Below are 19,374 nucleotides of genomic sequence, written 5' to 3'. Positions count from 1 at the left end.
CGTGCCGAGCCGAGCCGTCGGGCGGCGGCCGTCCGTCCTTCAGCGCGCGGCCGCCGGGGGCGGCGGGCCCGCTACCCCGCGGCCCGCCGCGCGGGCGGCGAGCTCGGGGCGCCGCGCTCTTCGCCTTCGTCCGCCTCGCCCTGGGCGTCGCGGCGCTGCGCCGCGGCGCCGCGGGGGAGCGCCGCGCTCTGGGGCAGCGTCGCGCTCTGGGGCAGCGGCGTGGCGCTCTGGGGCAGCGGGGTGGGGCTCTGGGCAGGGTCGGAGAGCTGGGCCAGCTCGGAGAGCTGCAGCGCGCTCCACTTGCCGGGGGGCGGGATCGACTGCACCCCGGCGCGCTCGCGCTCCAGGCGCGCGTTCAGCTCGCCGCCGATGAGCAGCGCCAGGGCCAGGAGCCACAGCCAGAACAGGAAGATCGCGACGGTCGCGAGGCTCCCGTAGAACGTGGCGTAGCGGCCGAGCGTGGCGACGTAGAGCGAGAACAGGGTCGACACGACCGACCAGAGCACCACGGTGAGCACCGCGCCCGGGAAGACCCGGCGCCGCTCGATGTTCGGGCGCTGGATCGAGAGCCTGAAGAACGCGGCCACCATGCAGGTGACGAGCCCGGCCGGGAGGGCGAAGGCGACGATGCGGGCGCCGATCGAGCCGGAGAGCGAGCCGATCAGCACGCCGACGCCGGCGACCACGGGCACCACGGCCAGGCTGGCCATGACGCACGCCGCCGCGAGCGCCCTGCGGACGTACCAGGGGCGCTCGCGCGTGTTGTAGATGGTGTCGAACACGCCCATGGCGGTCGAGAGCCCGGAGGACGTGATCCAGAGGAAGCCGGTGATGCTGATGGGGGCGACCGCCGACGACTGCGAGAGCCGGAAGAGCTCCTCCGAGACGAGGTTCGCGACCTCCGGGGGCGCGGCCTTGAGGAGCGGCTGCACCACGAGGTCCGACCACTCCTTGGTCCGGCTGAGCACGTAGCCGGCGAAGGCGGCGAGGGGGATCAGGCTGAGGAACGCGTCGAAGGCCATCGCGCTCGCGGCCCGCGGCCCGTTGTGGCGGTCCAGGCTGACGATGACGCTCCACACCGCCTTCGCGGCGCGGTGGCGCTCGATGTGTCGCCGGATCGCAGATGGCACGGGCGCAGCGTCGCTCTCCCGGGTGCGGGGCGCAATACCATCCGCCGCGCGGGAGAGGCGCGGCGATCTCGGGACAGCGGCAACTTCCGGCGGCGCAGCCGGAGGCGCGCGTCGAGGACGCAGGGCGGCGGTGTCCGTGCGGGGCAGTCCCACACGCTGGATCGGGTGACGGGCGCGTCACGATCGCGCGGCGCGAGCGCAGACGCGGGCCGCGTTCAGGCCTCGGCGATCGTGTCGGCGCGCCTAGGCGTCGGCGTTCCTGTCGGCCGCGAGGAGGCTCTGCACCGCGTAGGGCACCGACTCGACGCCGGCGAGCTCGGCGAGGGCGTAGGCGATGTGCTCGCGGCTCGCGTGCGGCGGGATGCCGACGATCGCCCACGAGCCCCCCTCGCCGCGCTGCAGGTTGCTCCCGCGCTCGACGCGGAGCGCGGCGATGGCCGGGTAGACGGCGACGGTCATCCGCTTCGGCCGGAGGCGGTCCAGCGCGCGCATCGCGAAGGCGATCCGGTCGAACTCGCTGGGATCGCGGTACTCGACGAGCCGCTGCCGATCGATCTCCACGTGGTGGGCATCCCGCTCGCGCACGGGGTGAGCATAGCCCAAGCCGGCCGCCGCGCCGCTCCAGGCCCGCGGCGACCCCGGCGCCGCTGCCGGCCGCGACAGCGGGCGGGCGCCCGGAGCCCGGGCCCCGCGGGTGCCGCCACGCGCCGGCCATGCTACGCGCCGGGGCGCCATGGACAGCCTCCCCCTGCTCGCCGACCACCCGTACGCCTCCTTCCTCGATCAGGTCGAGAAGCCCGCGCGCTACGCGGGCGGCGAGGTCGGCTCGGTCGTGAAGGACTGGGCGTCGGTCGAGGCGCGCGTCTGCCTCGCCTTCCCCGACGTCTACGACATCGGGATGAGCCACCTCGGCTTCAAGATCCTCTACAAGCTCCTGAACGACGACCCGCGCACGCTCGCCGAGCGCTGCTATGCGCCGTGGGTCGACATGGAGGCGCAGCTCGTGAAGCGCGGGCTGCCGCTCGTCTCGCTCGAGTCCGCGCGGCCGCTCCGGGACTTCGACGTGGTGGGCTTCTCCCTGCAGTTCGAGCTCACCTACTCCAACATCCTCACGATGCTGCACCTCGGCGGCGTCCCCCTGCGCGCGGAGGACCGCGGCGAGGACGACCCGATCGTCATCGCGGGCGGCCCGACGGCGACCCACCCGGAGCCGATCGCCCCCTTCCTCGACGCCCTCGTCATCGGCGACGGCGAGGAGAAGGCGACCGAGGTCGCCCTCACGTGGACCCGGCTCAAGCGAGAGGGCGTGCCGCGGCGCGAGCGGCTCATCGCGATCGCGCGCCTCGGCGCGGTGTACGTGCCCTCGCTCTACGCGACCCGGCTCGACCCCGACACCGGCCTTGTCGTCGTCGACCGCCCGCTCGTCGACGGCATCCCGTTCCCCGTCGAGCGCGCCCTCGTCGACCTGAACCAGTACCCGTTCCCCGACGAGAGCCCCACCGGCGGCCCCGAGGCCATCTTCGACCGCATGTCGATCGAGATCGCGCGCGGCTGCACCGAGGGGTGCCGCTTCTGCCAGGCCGGCATGATCTACCGCCCGGTCCGCGAGCGCGATCCCGAGCAGATCGTCGACACCGTGATGCGCGCGGTGCAGAAGTCCGGCCAGGACGAGGTCTCGCTCACGGCGCTGTCGACGGCCGACGTCTCGTGCATCTCGCCGCTCGTCAAGAAGGTCACCGATCGCCTCACGAAGGAGCGCATCTCGCTCGGCGTCTCGTCGCTGCGCGCCTACGGGCTCGAGCCCGACCTCCTCGACGAGCTCAAGCGCGTGCGCGCCACGGGCCTCACCTTCGCGCCCGAGGCGGGGACCCAGAGGATGCGCGACGTCGTGAACAAGAACGTCACGGAGGAGCAGCTCCTCGAGACGGCCGAGCGCGTGTTCAGCCGCGGCTGGGGCAAGATGAAGCTCTACTTCATGATCGGCCTCCCGACCGAGACCGACGAGGACGTGCGCGGCATCGTCGAGACGGGCGCCCGCGCGGCCGGCGCCGGGCGGAGGGCGGCCGGCAAGGGCAAGCCGGTCGACGTGACCGTCAGCGTCTCGACCCACGTGCCGAAGCCGCACACCCCGTTCCAGTGGGCGGCGATGGACACGCTCGCCGAGGTCGGGCGCAAGCAGCAACTGCTCAAGGACACGGTGCGGCCCTACCGCGCCGTCACGCTGAAGACGCACGAGGCCCACGCCAGCGTCCTCGAGGGGATCTTCGCCCGCGGCGACCGCCCCCTCGCCGACGTCCTCGAGCGGGCGTGGCGGAGCGGCGCCCGCTTCGACTCGTGGGACGATCAGCTCAAGCTGTCCGTGTGGGAGGAGGCGTTCGCGCACTTCGGCGTCGACCGGTCGAGGTACCTCGGCACCCTCCCGGTGACGGCGCGGCTGCCCTGGGATCACATCGACGTCGGCCTCGAGGAGGGCTTCCTCGCGAAGGAGTACAGAAAGGCGCTCCAGAGCCGCCTCAGCCCGCCGTGCGGCAAGGTCGCCGGCACGTTCGTGCATCACACGAACCTCGAGGACGCCAGGGCCGATACGCGGCGGCTCGTCTGCTACGACTGCGGCGTCGCCTGCGACATGACGCAGATGCGCGAGGAGCGGCTGACCTTCCTCGACCGGCTCGGCGCCCACAAGCGCTCGCTGCCGGTGCTCACCGGCGCGGCCGCCTCGCCCCCGGCGGACGCCGCGCCGTCGCCCGCCGCCGCCAGCTCGCCCGCCGAGCCGGCGCACCTCGGCGGCGCGGAGTCCCCGCCCGCCGGCGCGGCGGAGCTCCCGCGCGAAAGCGCCGAGGATCCGTCCCGCGCCGAGGCCGCGGCGCCCCCGCGCGCGAAGCCGCGCGCGCCCGCGCCGAAGGGGCGCGGCGGCTTCCGTTACCGCTTCCGCTTCGAGAAGACCGGCCCGATGGCGCTGCTCGGCCACCTGGACGTCGTGCGCGAGCTGCCGCGCGTGCTCAGGCGCGTCGGCGCGCCGATGACCTACACCGCGGGCTTCCACCCGAAGCCCGACATGACGTTCTCGCCGGCGCTCTCGCTCGGCGTCATCAGCCTCGACGAGTACGTCGACCTCCGCCTCGAGCGCGACCTCGACCCGGCCGCGCTCGAGGCGCTCGTCGCCTCGATGTCGGCCGCGAGCCCCCGCGGGCTCGCGTTCCGCGGCGCCGTGAAGCTCGGCCCGGAAGACCCCGCCCTGAGCAAGCTGATCGCCGGCGCGCGCTACGCGCTCGCGTTCGCGCGCTCGGCGATCGGCGCCGACGCCGAGGCGGTCCTCGCGGCCCGCTGCAGCGCCGCCCTCTCGGCCGCGTCGCTCCCGATCCGCCGGGAGATCGAGCGGATCGCGAAGATGGTCGACGTGCGCCAGTACCTCGTGCGGGCCGAGGTGGGCGGGCCCGACGTGCTCTCGGCGCTCGCGCGCGCGGGGCTCGTCGGCGATCTCGTCGCCCTGGAGGTCGAGGTCGACATCCGCGGCTCGGGCGCGGTGAAATCCTCCGAGGTCGCGGCGGTGATCGCGGGCGAGCCCGGGGGGGCGCCGGGCGCGATCGCGCCGCCGCCGCACCGCGCCGTGCGGCTTCAGCTGTTCGGCCGCGCCGCGCCGTCGGGCTCCGCCGCGGGCGAGCGCTTCTCGCTCTTCGACCTCGAGCGGGCGCGCCGCGTCAAGTCGGCCCCGGAGCCGGCGCCGTCCCTCGCGCTCGCCGCGGACGCCGAGTGAGCCAGCCCGGGACGGTCGCACCGCAAAGATCCTCCGGGTGATGTCATCGCGTCGCCCGCGGAGCGCGCGGGCGATCGCCCGCGGATCGGCTACGCTGCGGTCCGCTTTATGGCAAAAGAGGGTCACGAGACCGAATGCTGCGCCGCGCGCCTCGCCGCGGCGGGAGCGGTTGGTGCGAGCGTCGCCCATGAGCTGCGCAACGCCCTCGCGGTCGCGGAGTCGTCGCTCTACCTGGCGCAGCGCGACCTCGACGATCGGCCCCGCCTGCTGCGCCACCTCGACCGGGTGACGTGCGAGATCCGCAAGGCGCACGAGGTCATCGGCAGCGTCCTCGGGCTGGCGCGCGGCGAGCCGCTGCGGCGCGAGCCGGCGCACGTCGGCAAGCTCATCGAGAGCGCCCGGCACGCGCTGGTGCTGCCCACGGCGGTCCGCTTCGAGGTCGCCGTCGCGCCGGCCGACCTCACGCTCCTGTGCGACCCCATCCTGCTCGAGCGCGTCTTCTCGAACCTCTACCTCAACGCCATCGAGGCGCTCGACAACGCCCCTGGCGGCTCGATCGTCACGCGCGCGTGGCGAGGCGACGAGCGCACGTACCTCGAGGTCGAGGACAACGGCCCTGGCGTCCACCCCTGCGTGGTCGACCACCTGTTCGAGCCGCTCGTGACCGCCAAGGTGAAGGGGACCGGCCTCGGGCTCGCGCTGAGCCGGGTCATCATCGAGGCGCACGGCGGCGAGATCACGGCGACGACGGGCCGGTGCACGGGCACGGCGTTCCGCATGTGGCTGCCGAGCCAGTAGCCGGGCGCGCCGGCCGGGCCCGTCGCTGGACCCATGGCCGGGAGCGCCGACGCCGGGTCGCGCCGCCCGCCGGGTCGCGCCGCCCGCCGGGTCGCGCCGCCCGCCGGGTCGCGCCGCCCGCCGGGTCGCGCCGCCCGCATGCTATCGTCCTCTCATGTCCATGCAGGCCAAGCGCCGTCCGGCGGAACGCGGCCCGTTTCGGCCGGAGCACCTCCGCTCGGGCGCACCGTACGAGCTGTCGAATGGCCACCCTGTGTACTGCGCCCCCACGGGCGGGCGAGGCTCCGGGCCGAACCACCTGGGCAGCTCGGTCGTCGGGTGGGACCCGGCGGTCAAGGAGGCTGGCGTGGACACGGGTTATGCCCTGGGGCCGGGCACCCTCCGGGCGCCGGACGTGGCGGTGGGGAACGTGCCCGACCGGCCCGGCTGGGTGAAGGGAGTACCGGAGCTCGCCATCGAGTACGCCGACGTGGGGCAGGACGAGGCGGAGCTCACGGAGAAGATCGACGACCTGCTCGCGGCCGGCACGAAGCTCGTGTGGGTGGTGCGCCTCAACGGCCCACGGCGGGTCGAGGTGCATGAGCCCCGACGGAAGGTGCGAGTCGTGCTCCCCGGGCAGACGCTGAGCGCGCCGGGCATCCTGAAGAACTCGTTCCCGGTCGAGGCGCTCTACGATCGCAGCGAGGCGGAGAAGGCCACGCTGACCAACCTGCTCCAGCGGCGCGGCTACGAGGACCTCGACGCCGTGCTCGCCGCAGGGCGCGAAGAGGGGCGCGAAGCGGGGCGTGAAGAGGGGCGCGAAGAGGGGCGCGAAGAGGGGCGTGAAGAGGGGCGCGAAGAGGGACGCGAAGAGGGGCGCGAGGAAGGGATCCTCGAGGGCAAGCGCGATGCGCTGCGGCGCGTCCTCGATCGGCGAGGGCTGCGGCTCACGAAGTCGGCGGCGGCGAAGATCGCGTCGTGCAGGAGCGAGCGCGAGCTCGATGGCTGGCTCGACCGCGCCCTCGTCGCGTCGACCACGGCGGAGGTGTTCAGGCGCGCGGCCCGCTGACGCGCCCCGTCGACCGCGCGCCGCGCCGGCTCAACCGCGGCCGCGGCCGCGGACGAGCTCGGAGACGGCCTCTCCCAGGCCCTCGAGCGTGAGCGCGAACATCGGGAAGATGCCCTTGATCGCGTCGACGGTCGGGTGGGGGTACGGGCCGATCCCGTCGGGGTTCAGCCACACGGCGCGGTCGAAATGCTCGCGGAGCATCATCAGCCAGGCGACGCCGGGCAGCCGCGCGTCGGCGTCGGGCGATGTGCCGCCGTAGCCCGACGAGCCGAGCAGCTCGTACGGCGCCATCGACGCGTCCCCGACCATCACGAGCTTGTGCTGCTTGCCGCACTCGCGGAGGAGCTCGCGCACCGGCACGGGCTCCTGCAGCCCCTCGGTCTTGTAGACCTTCTCGTAGACGCAGTTGTGGAAGTAGTAGCTCCGCAGCTCCTTCCAGTGCGTCGCGCGCTTCGCCGCGCTGAACAGCTGCGACACGAGCGCGGCGTTGGGATCCATCGAGCCGCCCACGTCCATCATCAGGATCACGCGCGTGTTCGGCCGGCGCGGGGGCCGCGTGACGATCTCGATCTCGCCCGCGTTCCTGGCCGTCGCGTCGATCGTCGCCTCGACGTCGAGCTCGCGCTCGCCGCCCTCGCGCGCGAAGGCGCGCAGCTTGCGCAGCGCCACCTCGATCTGGCGCACGTCGAGCGTGACGTCGCTGCGGTAAGGCCGGTAGCGGCGCGCGTCGGCGTTCTGCATCGCGCCGCTCCGCCCGCCCGCGGAGCCGCCGACCTGGATGCCGCTCGGGTTGAACCCGCCGCGGCCGAACGGCGACGTGCCGCCGGTCCCGATCCACCGGTTCCCCCCGTCGTGGCGCTCCCGCTGCTCGCGGAGGCGCTCCTCGAAGCGCCGGAGCACCTCCTCGAGGTCGAGCTCCTCGATCGTCGCCTTCTCCTCCTCGGAGAGGGCGCGCATCTTCACCGGATCCCGGAGCCACGAGAGGAGCTCCTCCGCGATCGCCTTGGCCTCGACGTGCACGCCGCGGAAGTGCTGGGCGAACGCGAGGTCGAAGTCGTCGAGGTGCGCCTCGGAGTGGACAAGGAGCGCCCGCGCGACGTGGTAGAAGCCGTCGAGCGAGCTCTCGTGGAGGCCCGCGGCGAGCGCGCGCGCGAGGCCGATCGCCTCCTGGGCGCCGACCGGGACCTTGCGGGCCCGGAGCTCGTAGAGGAACTCGACGAACATCGCTACGACCGGTACCGCCTGCCGCCGGCCAGCTGATCGGCCAGGGCCGCGAGGTCCTGCTCCTTCTTGAGCAGCGCGCCGAGGAACGGCAGCGTCTTGTCGAGCTTCACCTCGCCCACGCCCGCCTTGCGCAGCACGGCGATCCAGTCGATGAGCTCGCTCGTCGAGGGCCGCTTCCGGATCCGGGTGTTCTTCCGGATCTCGTAGAAGACCTGCATCGCCTGATCGGCCAGCGTCCGATCGAGCTCGGGGTGGTGGACGCGGACGATGTCCCGCATGAGCTCCGGCTCCGGGAAATCGATGAAGTGGAAGACGCAGCGGCGCAGGAAGGCGTCCGGCAGCTCCTTCTCGTTGTTGCTGGTGATGATCACGACGGGCCGCTCGCGGGCGACGATCTCGTCCCCGGTCTCGGCGACGCGGAAGCGCATCCGATCGAGCTCGTGGAGGAGGTCGTTCGGGAACTCGAGATCGGCCTTGTCGACCTCGTCGATGAGGAGCACGACGCGCCTGTCGGCGCTGAACGCCCTCCCGAGGGGGCCGAGCTTGATGTAGCGGCGGATGTCGCGCACGTCGCCGTCGCCGAAGCGCGCGTCGTAGAGCCGCTGCACGGTGTCGTAGACGTAGAGCCCGTCCTGCGCCCGCGTGGTGCTCTTGACGTGCCAGGGGATGAGCTCGGCGGACAGGCTCTGCGCGATGGCCTCGGCGAGCAGCGTCTTGCCGGTGCCGGGCTCTCCCTTGACGAGGAGCGGCCGCTCCAGGACCAGCGCGCAGTTGACGGCGGCCTCGAGCGCTTCGTTGGTGAGGTAGCGTTCGGTGCCGCGGAAGCGGCGGAAGTCGGACATACCGAACGGTAGCACCCGCCGGCGAGCGCGGCGGTGCGCGCGGGCTCGGGCGAAACGTCGAACGACGCCGAGCGACGTCGAGCGACGTCGTTCGAGCGCGCCGGGGTCAGAGCCAGTCGCGCGCGAGGTAGGCTGTCCACGAGGCCGCCCGCTCCCAGAGCGGGCGCCGGGCCCAGTGCGCGACGGTGATCTCGCGGCAGTGGGCGAGGTCGTCGACGAACATCCGCTCCAGGGCGCCGGCGAACCCGCGGTGCGAGATGACGGCGTTCGCCTCGAGGTTCATGCGGAGCGACTGGCTGTCGAGGTTCGTGGAGCCGACGGTGGACCAGACGCCGTCGATGACCGCGGTCTTGGCGTGCAGGACGCGGCCGCGCCACTCGAGCATGCGGGCGCCGGCGTCGAGGAGGTGGCCGTAGATGGTGCGCGACGCGAGCAGGACCGCGGGCACGTCGGTGGTGCCGGCGACCATGATCCTGACGTCGACCCCGCGGCGCGCGGCGGCGGAGAGCGCGTGGATGACCCGGAGCGGCGGCAGGAAGTAAGCGTTGGTGATGAAGATCCGGCGTCGGGCGCGCTCGATGGCGTGCCGGTAGGCCTCGCGGATGCCGTGGCGGTGCCTGCGGCGGGGGAGGTCGTTGCTGATGATCTGGACGGCGGGGTCGGGCCTGCGCTCGGCGTAGCCGTAGCGCTGATCGTCGATGGGGCCGCCGCCGGCGCGCTGCCAGGTGCGCAGGAAGAAGTACTGGAGCTCGGCCGCGGCGGGGCCCTCGATGCGGAGGTGGGTGTCGCGCCAGCCGGCGCCGCCGTCCTCCGGGGCGGCGTAGTCGTCGGAGATGTTGAGGCCGCCGGTGAAGGCGACGGTGCCGTCGACGATGAGCGCCTTGCGGTGGTCGCGGCGGGCCACCTTCCCGAAGGGGGCGGAGAGCTCGAGGGGGCGGAAGGCGAGGGGACGGACGCCGGCGCGGCGGAGCCCGTCGAGGAACGACGACGAGACGGACGAGCCCCAGGCATCGAAGAGCACGCTCACCTCGACGCCCGCCGCCGCCCGCTCCATGAGCGCCTCGGCGAAGCGCCGGCCGGTGCGATCGTCCCGCAGGATGTACGTCTCGAGGCAGATCGTGCGCTGGGCTCGGGCGATGGCCTCGAGCATGGCCGGGTAGGTCTGGGCGCCGTCCTTGAGGAGCGCGAGCCGGTGGGCGCCGACGGTCATCTCGGCGAAGGCGGGCGCGGTGGACGCGGGAGGGGGTGAGGACATGCAGCGATGGGCCGGGCTGCTCGGGGTGAGGCGGCTGGAGGGTAGCGCGGGCGGGCCAGGGATGTGCCACGCCAGCAAAGAGAATTTTAACGCAAAGGCGCAAAGGGCGCAAAGACGCAAAAATACATGAATATTTGCTGTTTTTGCGACTTTGCGCCCTTTGCGCCTTTGCGTTGAACTCTCTCTCTCCGGATCCCTGGCCAGGACTCCAGGTGGGTGGAGCTGGCGAGGTGACGAGCGGGCCGAGTGAGCGTGTTGAGAGAAGGGAGGTTGGCGTGAACGGGAAATGTGGAGTTTGCTTTGATGTCCGGTCGAATGGGGGCGATGGGCCGGGCGGTGGAACGGGCTTATTTGAGAGGAGCGGTTGGACTTGCGCCGGGCGTACGGGCATCATCCAGCGCCTGGCGAGGAGCGCTGAGACTCCGCGGTTCGGTCCGGCGGCTCGCGCGCTGGGAGGGGACGTCACGCGATGACACCGAGGCGAGCGAAGGGGCGACACGCCGCGGAGGACGAGCTGTCGAGCGCGGGCGGCCGCGAGCACGGATATCCGAGGCCGCAGCTCCGGCGCGCCGGGTGGACCTCCCTGAACGGGACATGGGCGTTCGCGCTCGATCCGCAGGCGAGGTGGAGGAGGCCCGCCGAGGTCGTCTGGGATCGCGTCATCGACGTCCCGTTCTCGCCGGAGACGGAGCAGAGCGGGGTCGGGGAGACGGGGTTCTATTGCGCCTGCTTCTACCGGCGGACGTTCGAGGCGCCCGACCTCCGCGACGGCGAGCGGCTGGTCCTGCACTTCGGCGCCGTCGATTACGAGGCCACCGTCTGGGTAGAAGGGTGCGTGGTCGCGCGCCACGTCGGCGGTTACACGCCGTTCAGCGTCGACATCACCGACGTCCTCGGCGGGCCAGGGGCAAAGGAGATCGTCGTCCGCGCCGAGGACGACCCCGCCGACCTGGCGAAGCCGCGCGGCAAGCAGGACTGGCAGCGCGAGCCGCACTCGATCTGGTATCCGCGCACGACCGGCATCTGGCAGACCGTCTGGATGGAGCGCGTGCCGAGGACGTCGATCGGGGCGGTGCGCTGGGCGTCGAGCCTCACCCGATGGGAGCTCGACTGCTACGTGAGGATCGCTGGCGAGCGGCGCGACGACCTGCGCCTCAGGGTTCGGCTCCACAGCGACGACGCGCTGCTCGCCGACGACACCTACGCCGTCGTCGCCGGCGAGGCGCACCGGCGCATCGCGCTCTCCGATCCGGGCATCGACGACTTCCGGAACCACCTCCTGTGGAGCCCCGAGTGCCCCATCCTGATCCAGGCCGAGATCGAGCTCCTCGGCCACGACGGAGAGGTGCTCGACCGCGTCCGGAGCTACACGGCGCTGCGCTCGATCGCGATCCAGGGCGATCGCGTCGTGCTCAACGGGAGGCCGCTCCCGCTCCGGATGGTGCTGGATCAGGGCTACTGGCCCGGGACCGGGATGACGCCGCCGGACGACCACGCGCTCCGGCGCGACGTGGAGCTCGCGCGCGCCATGGGCTTCAACGGCGTGCGCAAGCACCAGAAGATCGAGGACCCGCGCTACCTCTACTGGGCGGATACGCTCGGCCTCCTGGTCTGGGAGGAGATGCCGAGCGCCTACCGCTTCACCTCGCAGTCGGTCGAGCGCCTCACGCGGGAGTGGGCCGACGTGATCGAGCGCGATTACAGCCACCCCTGCGTCATGGCGTGGGTGCCGTTCAATGAGTCCTGGGGCGTGCCGAACCTGCCGGACAACGCCCGGGAGCGCCACTGGGTCGAGGCGCTCTACCACCTCACCAAGACGCTCGACTCGACCCGCCCCGTGGTCGGCAACGACGGCTGGGAGAGCGTCGCGACCGACATCATCGGGATCCACGACTACGACGCCGACGCGGAGCGGATCGCGCGGCGCTACCACGCCGAGGAGGTCCGGCCCCGGCTGTTCCAGCGCGAGCGCCCCGGCGGGCGCCTCCTCGTGCTCGACGGCCACCGCGGGGCGAGCGACCTCCCGATCGTCCTGTCGGAGTTCGGCGGGATCGCGCTCCGGCAGGGCACCTCGGGTATCTGGGGCTATTCGCTCTACAACGAGCCGAGGTCGTTCGCCCGGGCCTACGAGAGCTTGCTCGCGGCCGTGCGCTCGGTCGAGCTGCTCAGCGGCTTCTGTTATACGCAGTTCGCCGACACGTACCAGGAGGCGAACGGGCTTCTCTACGCGGATCGAACCCCGAAGTTCCCGCTCCACGAGATCGCCGCCGCGACGCGCGGCCGCGTCGCCGGGCACCTGCAGCCCGATTGCCTGGAGCTCCGAGGACGCGAGGGACCTCGGCGAGAGGGCGTGGTCGATCCCCTGGTCGAGGACGGCGGTTAGCCGCGCCGGGGCGCCGGCCGGCCTGGAGCGCTGCCGCGCGTCAGCCGACTCCGGTCTCGTCCAGATGCATTGGGTTTCCGAGCCTGTTCCTCGACATGGACACGCCCTCGCGCGGCGGCTTCGCGCGAGGAGCGCTGACGCCGCGCCGCGGCGCGATTCCGGGCATGCTCCTTGAATAGCGCTTGTCCGAAGCCCGGGATGCGACCCAGGTGCACAGCGAGATCGAGCGGGAGGGATCGATGAGCGCGAGACCGCAGCCGGACGTGATCTGCTTTTCGCACCTGCGCTTCAGCTTCGTGTTTCAGAGGCCGCAGCACCTGCTCACGCGCTGCGCGCGGCGGCGCAGGGTCTTCTTCTTCGAAGAGCCGTTGTTCGACGGCGGGCCCCCGCGCCTCGAGGAGGCGGCGACCCAGCACCAGGGCCTCTGCGTCGCGACTCCGCACCTGCCCTCCGGCGCCGAGCCCTCCCGGGCCTCTGCCATGCAACGCGAGCTCCTCGACGGCATGATGAGGCGCCACGCGATCAGCGACTGCGTGCTCTGGTATTACACGCCGGTGGCGCTGTCGTTCTCTCGGCACCTCGCGCCCGCGGCGACCGTCTACGATTGCATGGACGAGCTCTCGGCGTTCGCCGGGGCGCCCCCGGCGCTCAAGGAGCGCGAGGCCGAGCTCCTGCGCCGCGCCGATCTGGTCTTCGCCGGCGGCGCGAGCCTCTACGAGGCGAAGCGCGCGCTGCACCCGCGCGTGCACGCGTTCCCGAGCAGCGTCGACGTCGCGCACTTCGCCCGCGCGCGGGCCGCTTCCCGCGCCGATCCCGAGGACCAGGCCGCGATCCCGAGGCCGCGCCTGGGCTTCTTCGGCGTCATCGACGAGCGCATGGACCTCGAGCTCCTCGCCGCCGTGGCCGCGCTGCGGCCGGCCTGGCAGATCGTGCTTGTGGGGCCCGTGGTCAAGATCGACCCGGCGACGCTGCCCCGCGCGCCGAACATCCATGTCCTCGGGCAGAAGCGGTATGAAGACCTGCCCGCGTATCTCGGGGGCTGGGACGTGGCGCTCCTGCCCTTCGCCCGGAACGAGGCCACGCGGTTCATCAGCCCCACGAAGACGCCGGAGTACCTGGCCGGCGGCAGGCCCGTCGTCTCGACGTCGATCCGCGACGTGGTGCAGCCCTACGGCGAGCTCGGGCTGGTGCGCATCGCCGACGCGCCCAGCGACTTCGTCGCCGCCGTGGAGGCGGCCCTCGCCGAGGAGCGCGGCGCGATGCTCGCGCGCGTGGACGACGTCCTCGGGCAGCGCTCGTGGGACGCCACCTGGGCCAGGATGGAGCGGCTCCTCGAGGGCGCCCTGGAGCGCCGCGGCCTCGCCGCGGCGGCGAGGTGAGCCATGTTCGATTACCTCATCGTCGGCGCGGGCTTCGCCGGGTGCGTCCTCGCCGAGCGGCTCGCCCGCGGCGCGGGCAAGAAGGTGCTGCTCTGCGACGTGCGCATGCATATCGGCGGGAATGCGTATGACCATTACGACGCCGCCGGCATCCTCGTGCACAGGTACGGACCGCACATCTTCCACACGAACTCGCGGGAGGTCTTCGATTACCTGTCGCGGTTCACCGAGTGGCGCCCTTACCAGCACCGCGTGCGCGCGTGGGTCGACGGGCAGCTCCTGCCCATCCCGATCAACCTCGACACGATCAACGGCCTCTACGGCCTGAGCCTCAACGCGCTGGAGGTCGAGGGCTTCCTCGCCTCGAGGGCCGAGCGGCGCGAGCGCATCCGCACCTCGGAGGACGTGATCGTCAGCAAGGTGGGGCGCGAGCTCTACGAGAAATTCTTCCGCAGCTACACGCGCAAGCAATGGGGGCTCGACCCGTCGGAGCTCGACGCCTCGGTGACGGCGCGCGTCCCCGTGCGAACGAACCGGGACGACCGCTACTTCGCCGACACCTACCAGGCGATGCCGCTCCACGGGTTCACGCGGATGTTCGAGCGGATGGTCGACCACCCGGGCATCAAGATCCTGCTCAACACGGATTACCGCGAGATCTGCGCTGTCGTCCCGCACCGCGAGGTCATCTATACAGGCCCGGTCGACGCCTATTTCGACTACCGCTTCGGGAAGCTCCCCTACCGCTCGCTCGAATTCAAGTTCGAGACCAAGGATCAGGAGGTGTACCAGGCGGCGCCGGTCATCAACTACCCGAACGAGTACAGCTACACCCGGGTCACCGAGTTCAAGTACCTCACCGGCCAATCGCACCCGAGGACCACGATCGTCTACGAGTTCCCGAAGGGCGACGGCGACCCGTACTACCCCGTGCCGCGGCCGGAGAACGCGGCGCTCTACCGGAAGTACGAGGAGCTCGCCCGGTCGACGTGCGGCGTCCACTTCGCCGGCCGGCTCGGCACGTACCGCTACTACAACATGGATCAGGTCGTCGCCCAGGCCCTCACCCTCTACGCGAAGCTGACGGGCGCGCCTGGCACTCGGCCCCTCGCGGAGGCGGCGTGATCGGGCCGGGCGCCAACGATGGCGGCGAGCCGGCGATCGAGGTCTGGGGCGGCGTCGAGTGCACGGTGAACCGTGTCCGCGACGCGTACCACGATCAGCTCGATCGGAACGGCCACGCGCACCGGCTCGACGACCTCGACCGCTTCGCCGAGCTCGGGATCCGGGCGCTGCGGTATCCCGTGCTCTGGGAGCGCACGGCGCCGGACGGCCTCGCGCGCTTCGCGTGGGCCGACGCGCGCCTCGGGAGGCTGCGCGACCTCGGCGTGCGTCCGATCGTGGGGCTCGTCCACCATGGCAGCGGGCCTCCCCGGACGAGCCTCCTCGACCCGAGCTTCGTCGAGGGGCTCGCGCGCTTCGCGCGCGCGGTGGCCGAGCGCTACCCGTGGGTCGAGGACTACACGCCGGTGAACGAGCCGCTCACCACGGCGCGCTTCTCCGGCCTCTATGGCCACTGGTACCCGCACGGGCAGGACGGCCGCGCCTTCATCCGCGCGCTCCTCACGCAGTGCCGCGCGGTCGCCGCGGCCATGCGCGCCGTCCGCGAGGTCAACCCGCGCGCGCGCCTCGTGCAGACCGAGGATCTCGGGCGGACGTTCAGCACGCCGCCGCTCGCGTACCAGGCGCAGCACGAGAATCACCGCAGGTGGTTGAGCCTCGATTTGCTCATGGGGCGGGTGGACCGGGATCACCCGTTCTATCCCCAGCTCCTCGAGTGGGGCGTGCCCGAAGGCGAGCTCGAGGCGCTCGTCGCGTCGCCGTGTCCGCCGGACATCCTCGGCGTCAATTACTACATCACGAGCGAGCGGTTCATCGACGAGCGCCTCGAGCGCTATCCGCCGTGGGCGCACGGCGGCAACGGCCGGCACGCCTACGCCGACGTCGAGGCCGTCCGCGTGCTCGCCGGAGGCGTGGGCGGGCATCTCCCGCGCCTCCTGGAGGTCTGGGAGCGTTACCGCCGGCCCGTCGCGATCACGGAGGCGCACCTGGGCGGCTCGCGCGAGGAGCAGCTCCGCTGGCTGGCCGAGGCGTACCGCGCGGCGGTGGCCGCGCGCGGGGCGGGCGCGGACGTGCGGGCGGTGACCGCATGGGCGCTGCTCGGCTCGTTCGACTGGGACAGCCTCGTGGTGAGCGCGCGCGGGCGCTACGAGCCGGGCGTCTTCGACGTCCGCGGCGAGGCGCCGCGTCCGACCGCGCTCGCCGGGCTCGTCCGGGCGCTTGCGCGCGAGGAGCCCTTCTTCCACCCGGTGCTCTCGACGCCCGGGTGGTGGCGCCGCCCGGAGCGGCTGCTCTATCCGGCGGTCGGCGTGGAGGGGCGCGACGTCGCGGGGCGCGTCGAGCCGACCGGCGGCCCCGCGGCGCAGCCCGAGGGGCCGCCGATCGTGATCGCCGGCGCCGCGGGCATGCTCGGCAGGGCGTTTGCGCGCCTGTGCGCCCGCCGCGGGCTGCCGCACCGCATGCTGAGCCGCGCCGAGATGGACATCGCCGATCCCGCCTCGGTCGAGCGCGCCCTCGAGCGCTACGCGCCGTGGGCGGTCGTCAACACCGCGGGCTATGCGCGCGTGGACGACGCCGAGCTCGAGCCTCACCGCTGCGCGCGCGAGAACGCCTCCGGGCCCGCGGTGCTCGCGGCGGTGTGCCGCGAGCGCGGCGTCCGGCTCGTCACGTTCTCCTCCGATCAGGTCTTCGACGGCACGGGCACGACACCCTATGTGGAGACCGACCCGGCGCGGCCGCTGAGCGCGTACGGGCGGAGCAAGGCCGCTGCCGAGCGACAGGTGCTCTCTATCCTTCCGACGGCGCTGGTGGTGCGCACGGCGGCCTTCATCGACCCGTGGGACGAGGCTCATTTCGTCGCCGCCGCCCTGCGCGCGTTCCGCGACGGCCGCCCGTTCAGCGCGGCCGAGGACCTGATCGTGACGCCGACCTACACACCCGACCTCGTCGACGCGACCCTGGATCTCCTGATCGACGGCGAGGGCGGCCTCTGGCATCTGGCGAACCGCGACGCGGTGACCTGGGCTGAGCTCGCCGCTCGGAGCGCCGCGCTGGCGCGCCTTACCGCGGCGCTCCTCGTCCGCTGCCCGGGCAGCGCGCTCGGCTTCGTCGCGCCGCGCCCGCGGTACAGCGCCCTGGGCAGCCAGCGGGGGCTCCTGCTCCCTGCGCTCGACGACGCGCTCGCGCGATACCTGTCGACCGTGGCCGAAGCCCAGCTCGGCCGCCAGGCCGCTTGAGCCGGGGCGAATGATCGGGATCCCGCGGTCGGTGACAGGCGCCGTCGGTCGTCGGGAGAATTCGGAATCGTGTCCACGACCACCCTGGGTCGGATCGTGAGAAGCCGGTAATGGGCTTTCCGCGTCCTCCCGCGCGGTGAGCGCGTGTCCAGCGCTCGACAGCCATCGATCGGTGCGCGGCGTCACGGATGAGCTTGCTCTGCCGCCACGATCGCCTTCAGCTCTCGGTGGCGCTCGTGTGCCGGGCGTCTCGTGATGGCAGACGACTCTCTGCTTCATTGGCGCGGCGTCTGTCGAGGGCGTCGACACGTCTGCTCCACCGGAGGAAAAGTGGAGCGGCCCGGTGGCGTTGCTTGCTCCCACCTTCGCGGGCGCTTAGCCTAGAACGCAGACGTAACCACGAAATCGCGGAGGAAACGCCATGATGCCGATGATGAGCATGCCGATGACGGGCTCGATGGGGATGATGCCTCAGATGATGGGGATGATGCCTCAGATGATGATGCCCCAGATGATGGGGATGATGCCTCAGATGATGGGGATGATGCCCCAGATGATGGGGATGATGCCCCAGATGATGGGGATGATGCCCCAGATGATGGGGATGATGCCCCAGATGATGGGGATGATGCCCCAGATGATGGGGATGATGCCCCAGATGATGGGTCAGATGCCGATGATGGCGCGGATGACCTGTGAGATGGATAAGGAGGGGATGGTCTGCAAGATGATGCCCATGGAGGGCATGAACATGGACATGCTGCGCCAGCGCTGTGATGCCATGATGAAGATGATGGGCATGGGCATGCCGATGATGCTGATGTGCGGCAGCATGCCGATGATGATGTGCATGGGCACCGGCATGGGCATGGGCATGGGCTCTGGCGCGAGCGGCACGAGCAACATGGGCGGCTCGAACGTCGCCAGCATGAACCGATGATCGCGCGCCCCTGGCGCAGCGCCTGATGGCTCGCCGGCGCCGGGAAAGCACGAGCCGATGGACAGGGCGCCTGGAGCGCCAGGAGATCCTTCTTCTCCCGGCGCTCCAGGCACCCTGGCGGCTCGCTCTGGTCAGCCGGTCTTTTCGACGTACGTCATCACCAGGTACATGATGACTTCCTGCTTGGTGGGGTTCCTGTACTGGTGGGGCACGTCGGCCTCGAACAGGATCGCGTCGCCCGTCGCGAGCAGGTGGCGCTCGGCGCCGACGATCATCTCCAGCGTTCCCGTCGTCACCACGAGGTTCTCGAGCGTGCCCGGCGGGTGTGGATCCGCCTGCTCGGTGGCGAGGGGAGCGAGCTTGAGCTCGTAGAACTCGACGGTCCTCGGCACGTCGAACGGGAACAGCGCGCGCGAGGTGAACGAGCCGTCGTGCGACGTGAGCACCTTGGCGCGCGCGGCCGGGATGAGCGCCGTGCCGCCGATCGACTGGTCGCTGATCAGCGCCGAGAACGGCACGCCCAGCGCCCGGGCGATCTTCCAGAGCACGTTGATCGTCGGCGTGCTCTGGCCGAGCTCGATCTGGCTGAGCATCGCCCGGCTCACGCTGGACGCCTTCGCCAGCCGCTCGAGGGAGAGCCCGCGCTTGGTCCGGAGGCGGCGCAGGTTGGCGCCGACGATGCCGGTGAGCGCCGGGGACGAGTCCTGCGGGGCCATCTCGTAGCCCCAGGCCTCATCGGACGTCTCGTCCACGTCCCGCCGCGGCGGCTCCTTGTGCGCCCCGTTCCCCCTCGCGCGGCTCGCGAGGTCGGCGGCGCCTTCCGGCCCGCGATGCGAGAGCGCCCCGGCGAGCGGTGAGGAGCTCTCCGCGAGCTCGGCGGGCGCTCCGACCCCGTTCTTGAAGCCCGCCCCGGACGACGAGGCTTCGAACCGCTCGCCGGCGATCAGCCCGAGGGGGGCGCGCGGCGTGTTCTGGCGGACCGATTTCATCGCAGCTGCCAGACCGGCATCCACGTCCACACGGGGAACCACCAGAGGGCGACCGGCATGGTCAACGAGCTACCCGACGCCATCGTGTCGTTCTCGAGCGCGCGTTCGCTCCGAGCGACCCGCCGCTGCTGCCGGTACTCTTCCAAGTCGATCACTTGAGCACTCTGGGGGCGCATCCGACTTACCTCCAACCCGTAGACCTATCATCCGTTATAACGGATTGTCTGTCAAGGGACAGCTCGGTCATGACGCATCGGCGACGGCACGATGCGTCAT

At 71.9% G+C, this 19,374-nt stretch carries 15 protein-coding genes; 8 read left to right on the top strand and 7 right to left on the bottom strand.

Features of this window, described 5'->3' with window-relative positions; genetic code table 11:
- Window positions 1-71: 71 nt before the first annotated feature.
- Window positions 72-1,130, bottom strand: coding sequence for a YihY/virulence factor BrkB family protein (locus WME98_RS09695; protein ID WP_437951032.1), 1,059 nt, complete (start codon window positions 1,128-1,130; stop codon window positions 72-74).
- Window positions 1,131-1,373: 243 nt separating this feature from the next.
- Entirely contained in the window at window positions 1,374-1,715 is a 342-nt protein-coding gene (locus WME98_RS09690) for a hypothetical protein (protein WP_437951031.1), read from the bottom strand.
- A gap of 148 nt (window positions 1,716-1,863) precedes the next feature.
- Between WME98_RS09690 and WME98_RS09685 the strand changes: the two genes are divergently transcribed.
- The 3 genes from WME98_RS09685 (at window position 1,864) to WME98_RS09675 (ending at window position 6,730) form a co-directional block, all read left to right on the top strand.
- The gene (locus WME98_RS09685) at window positions 1,864-4,884 is read left to right on the top strand and encodes a TIGR03960 family B12-binding radical SAM protein (protein ID WP_437951029.1); all 3,021 of its coding nucleotides are present in this window, start codon (window positions 1,864-1,866) and stop codon (window positions 4,882-4,884) included.
- A gap of 108 nt (window positions 4,885-4,992) precedes the next feature.
- The gene (locus tag WME98_RS09680) at window positions 4,993-5,682 is read left to right on the top strand and encodes a sensor histidine kinase (protein ID WP_020739602.1); all 690 of its coding nucleotides are present in this window, start codon (window positions 4,993-4,995) and stop codon (window positions 5,680-5,682) included.
- Between the two features lie 253 nt (window positions 5,683-5,935).
- Entirely contained in the window at window positions 5,936-6,730 is a 795-nt protein-coding gene (locus WME98_RS09675) for a Uma2 family endonuclease (RefSeq protein ID WP_437951028.1), read from the top strand.
- A gap of 30 nt (window positions 6,731-6,760) precedes the next feature.
- On the opposite strand, the gene WME98_RS09670 is transcribed toward WME98_RS09675, so the two are convergent.
- From WME98_RS09670 to clsB, 3 genes are all read right to left on the bottom strand, one after another.
- Entirely contained in the window at window positions 6,761-7,954 is a 1,194-nt protein-coding gene (locus tag WME98_RS09670; RefSeq protein WP_437333096.1) for a vWA domain-containing protein, read from the bottom strand.
- Window positions 7,955-7,956: 2 nt separating this feature from the next.
- A complete protein-coding gene (locus tag WME98_RS09665; RefSeq protein ID WP_020739599.1) occupies window positions 7,957-8,796 on the bottom strand; it encodes an AAA family ATPase in 840 nt (279 codons plus the stop codon).
- 106 nt (window positions 8,797-8,902) lie between these two features.
- The gene (gene clsB, locus WME98_RS09660; RefSeq protein WP_437951026.1) at window positions 8,903-10,051 is read right to left on the bottom strand and encodes a cardiolipin synthase ClsB; all 1,149 of its coding nucleotides are present in this window, start codon (window positions 10,049-10,051) and stop codon (window positions 8,903-8,905) included.
- A 469-nt stretch (window positions 10,052-10,520) separates the two neighbouring features.
- On the opposite strand from clsB, the gene WME98_RS09655 reads away from it, so the two are divergent.
- The 5 genes from WME98_RS09655 to WME98_RS09635 all read left to right on the top strand — a co-directional run bounded on the left by WME98_RS09655 (window position 10,521) and on the right by WME98_RS09635 (window position 18,109).
- Window positions 10,521-12,434, top strand: a complete 1,914-nt coding sequence (locus WME98_RS09655; RefSeq protein ID WP_437951025.1) for a glycoside hydrolase family 2 protein — start codon at window positions 10,521-10,523, stop codon at window positions 12,432-12,434.
- A 239-nt stretch (window positions 12,435-12,673) separates the two neighbouring features.
- A complete protein-coding gene (locus WME98_RS09650; protein WP_437951023.1) occupies window positions 12,674-13,813 on the top strand; it encodes a glycosyltransferase in 1,140 nt (379 codons plus the stop codon).
- A gap of 3 nt (window positions 13,814-13,816) precedes the next feature.
- Entirely contained in the window at window positions 13,817-14,938 is a 1,122-nt protein-coding gene (gene glf / locus WME98_RS09645; protein WP_437951022.1) for a UDP-galactopyranose mutase, read from the top strand.
- Window positions 14,935-17,169 carry a family 1 glycosylhydrolase gene (locus WME98_RS09640; protein WP_437951020.1) on the top strand — a complete coding sequence of 745 codons (2,235 nt, stop codon included), beginning with the start codon at window positions 14,935-14,937 and terminating at the stop codon, window positions 17,167-17,169. Before glf ends, WME98_RS09640 begins: the two co-directional genes overlap by 4 nt.
- A gap of 421 nt (window positions 17,170-17,590) precedes the next feature.
- Window positions 17,591-18,109, top strand: a complete 519-nt coding sequence (locus tag WME98_RS09635; protein WP_437951019.1) for a hypothetical protein — start codon at window positions 17,591-17,593, stop codon at window positions 18,107-18,109.
- Between the two features lie 131 nt (window positions 18,110-18,240).
- Here the strand turns inward: WME98_RS09635 and WME98_RS09630 are convergent, their stop codons facing one another.
- Together WME98_RS09630 and WME98_RS09625 are read right to left on the bottom strand one after the other, a co-directional pair.
- Window positions 18,241-19,098: a helix-turn-helix domain-containing protein gene (locus WME98_RS09630; protein ID WP_437951017.1), complete on the bottom strand. Its 858-nt coding sequence runs from the start codon at window positions 19,096-19,098 to the stop codon at window positions 18,241-18,243.
- On the bottom strand, window positions 19,095-19,253 hold the full coding sequence (locus WME98_RS09625) for a hypothetical protein (RefSeq protein WP_165374388.1): 159 nt from the start codon (window positions 19,251-19,253) through the stop codon (window positions 19,095-19,097). The genes WME98_RS09630 and WME98_RS09625 overlap by 4 nt, the downstream gene beginning before the upstream one ends.
- Window positions 19,254-19,374 lie beyond the last annotated feature (121 nt).

This window comes from Sorangium sp. So ce296 (genome assembly GCF_051529605.1).
Classification (GTDB): Bacteria; Myxococcota_A; Polyangia; order Polyangiales; family Polyangiaceae; genus Sorangium; species Sorangium cellulosum_D.
This window is presented reverse-complemented; position numbering and strand designations above follow the sequence as displayed.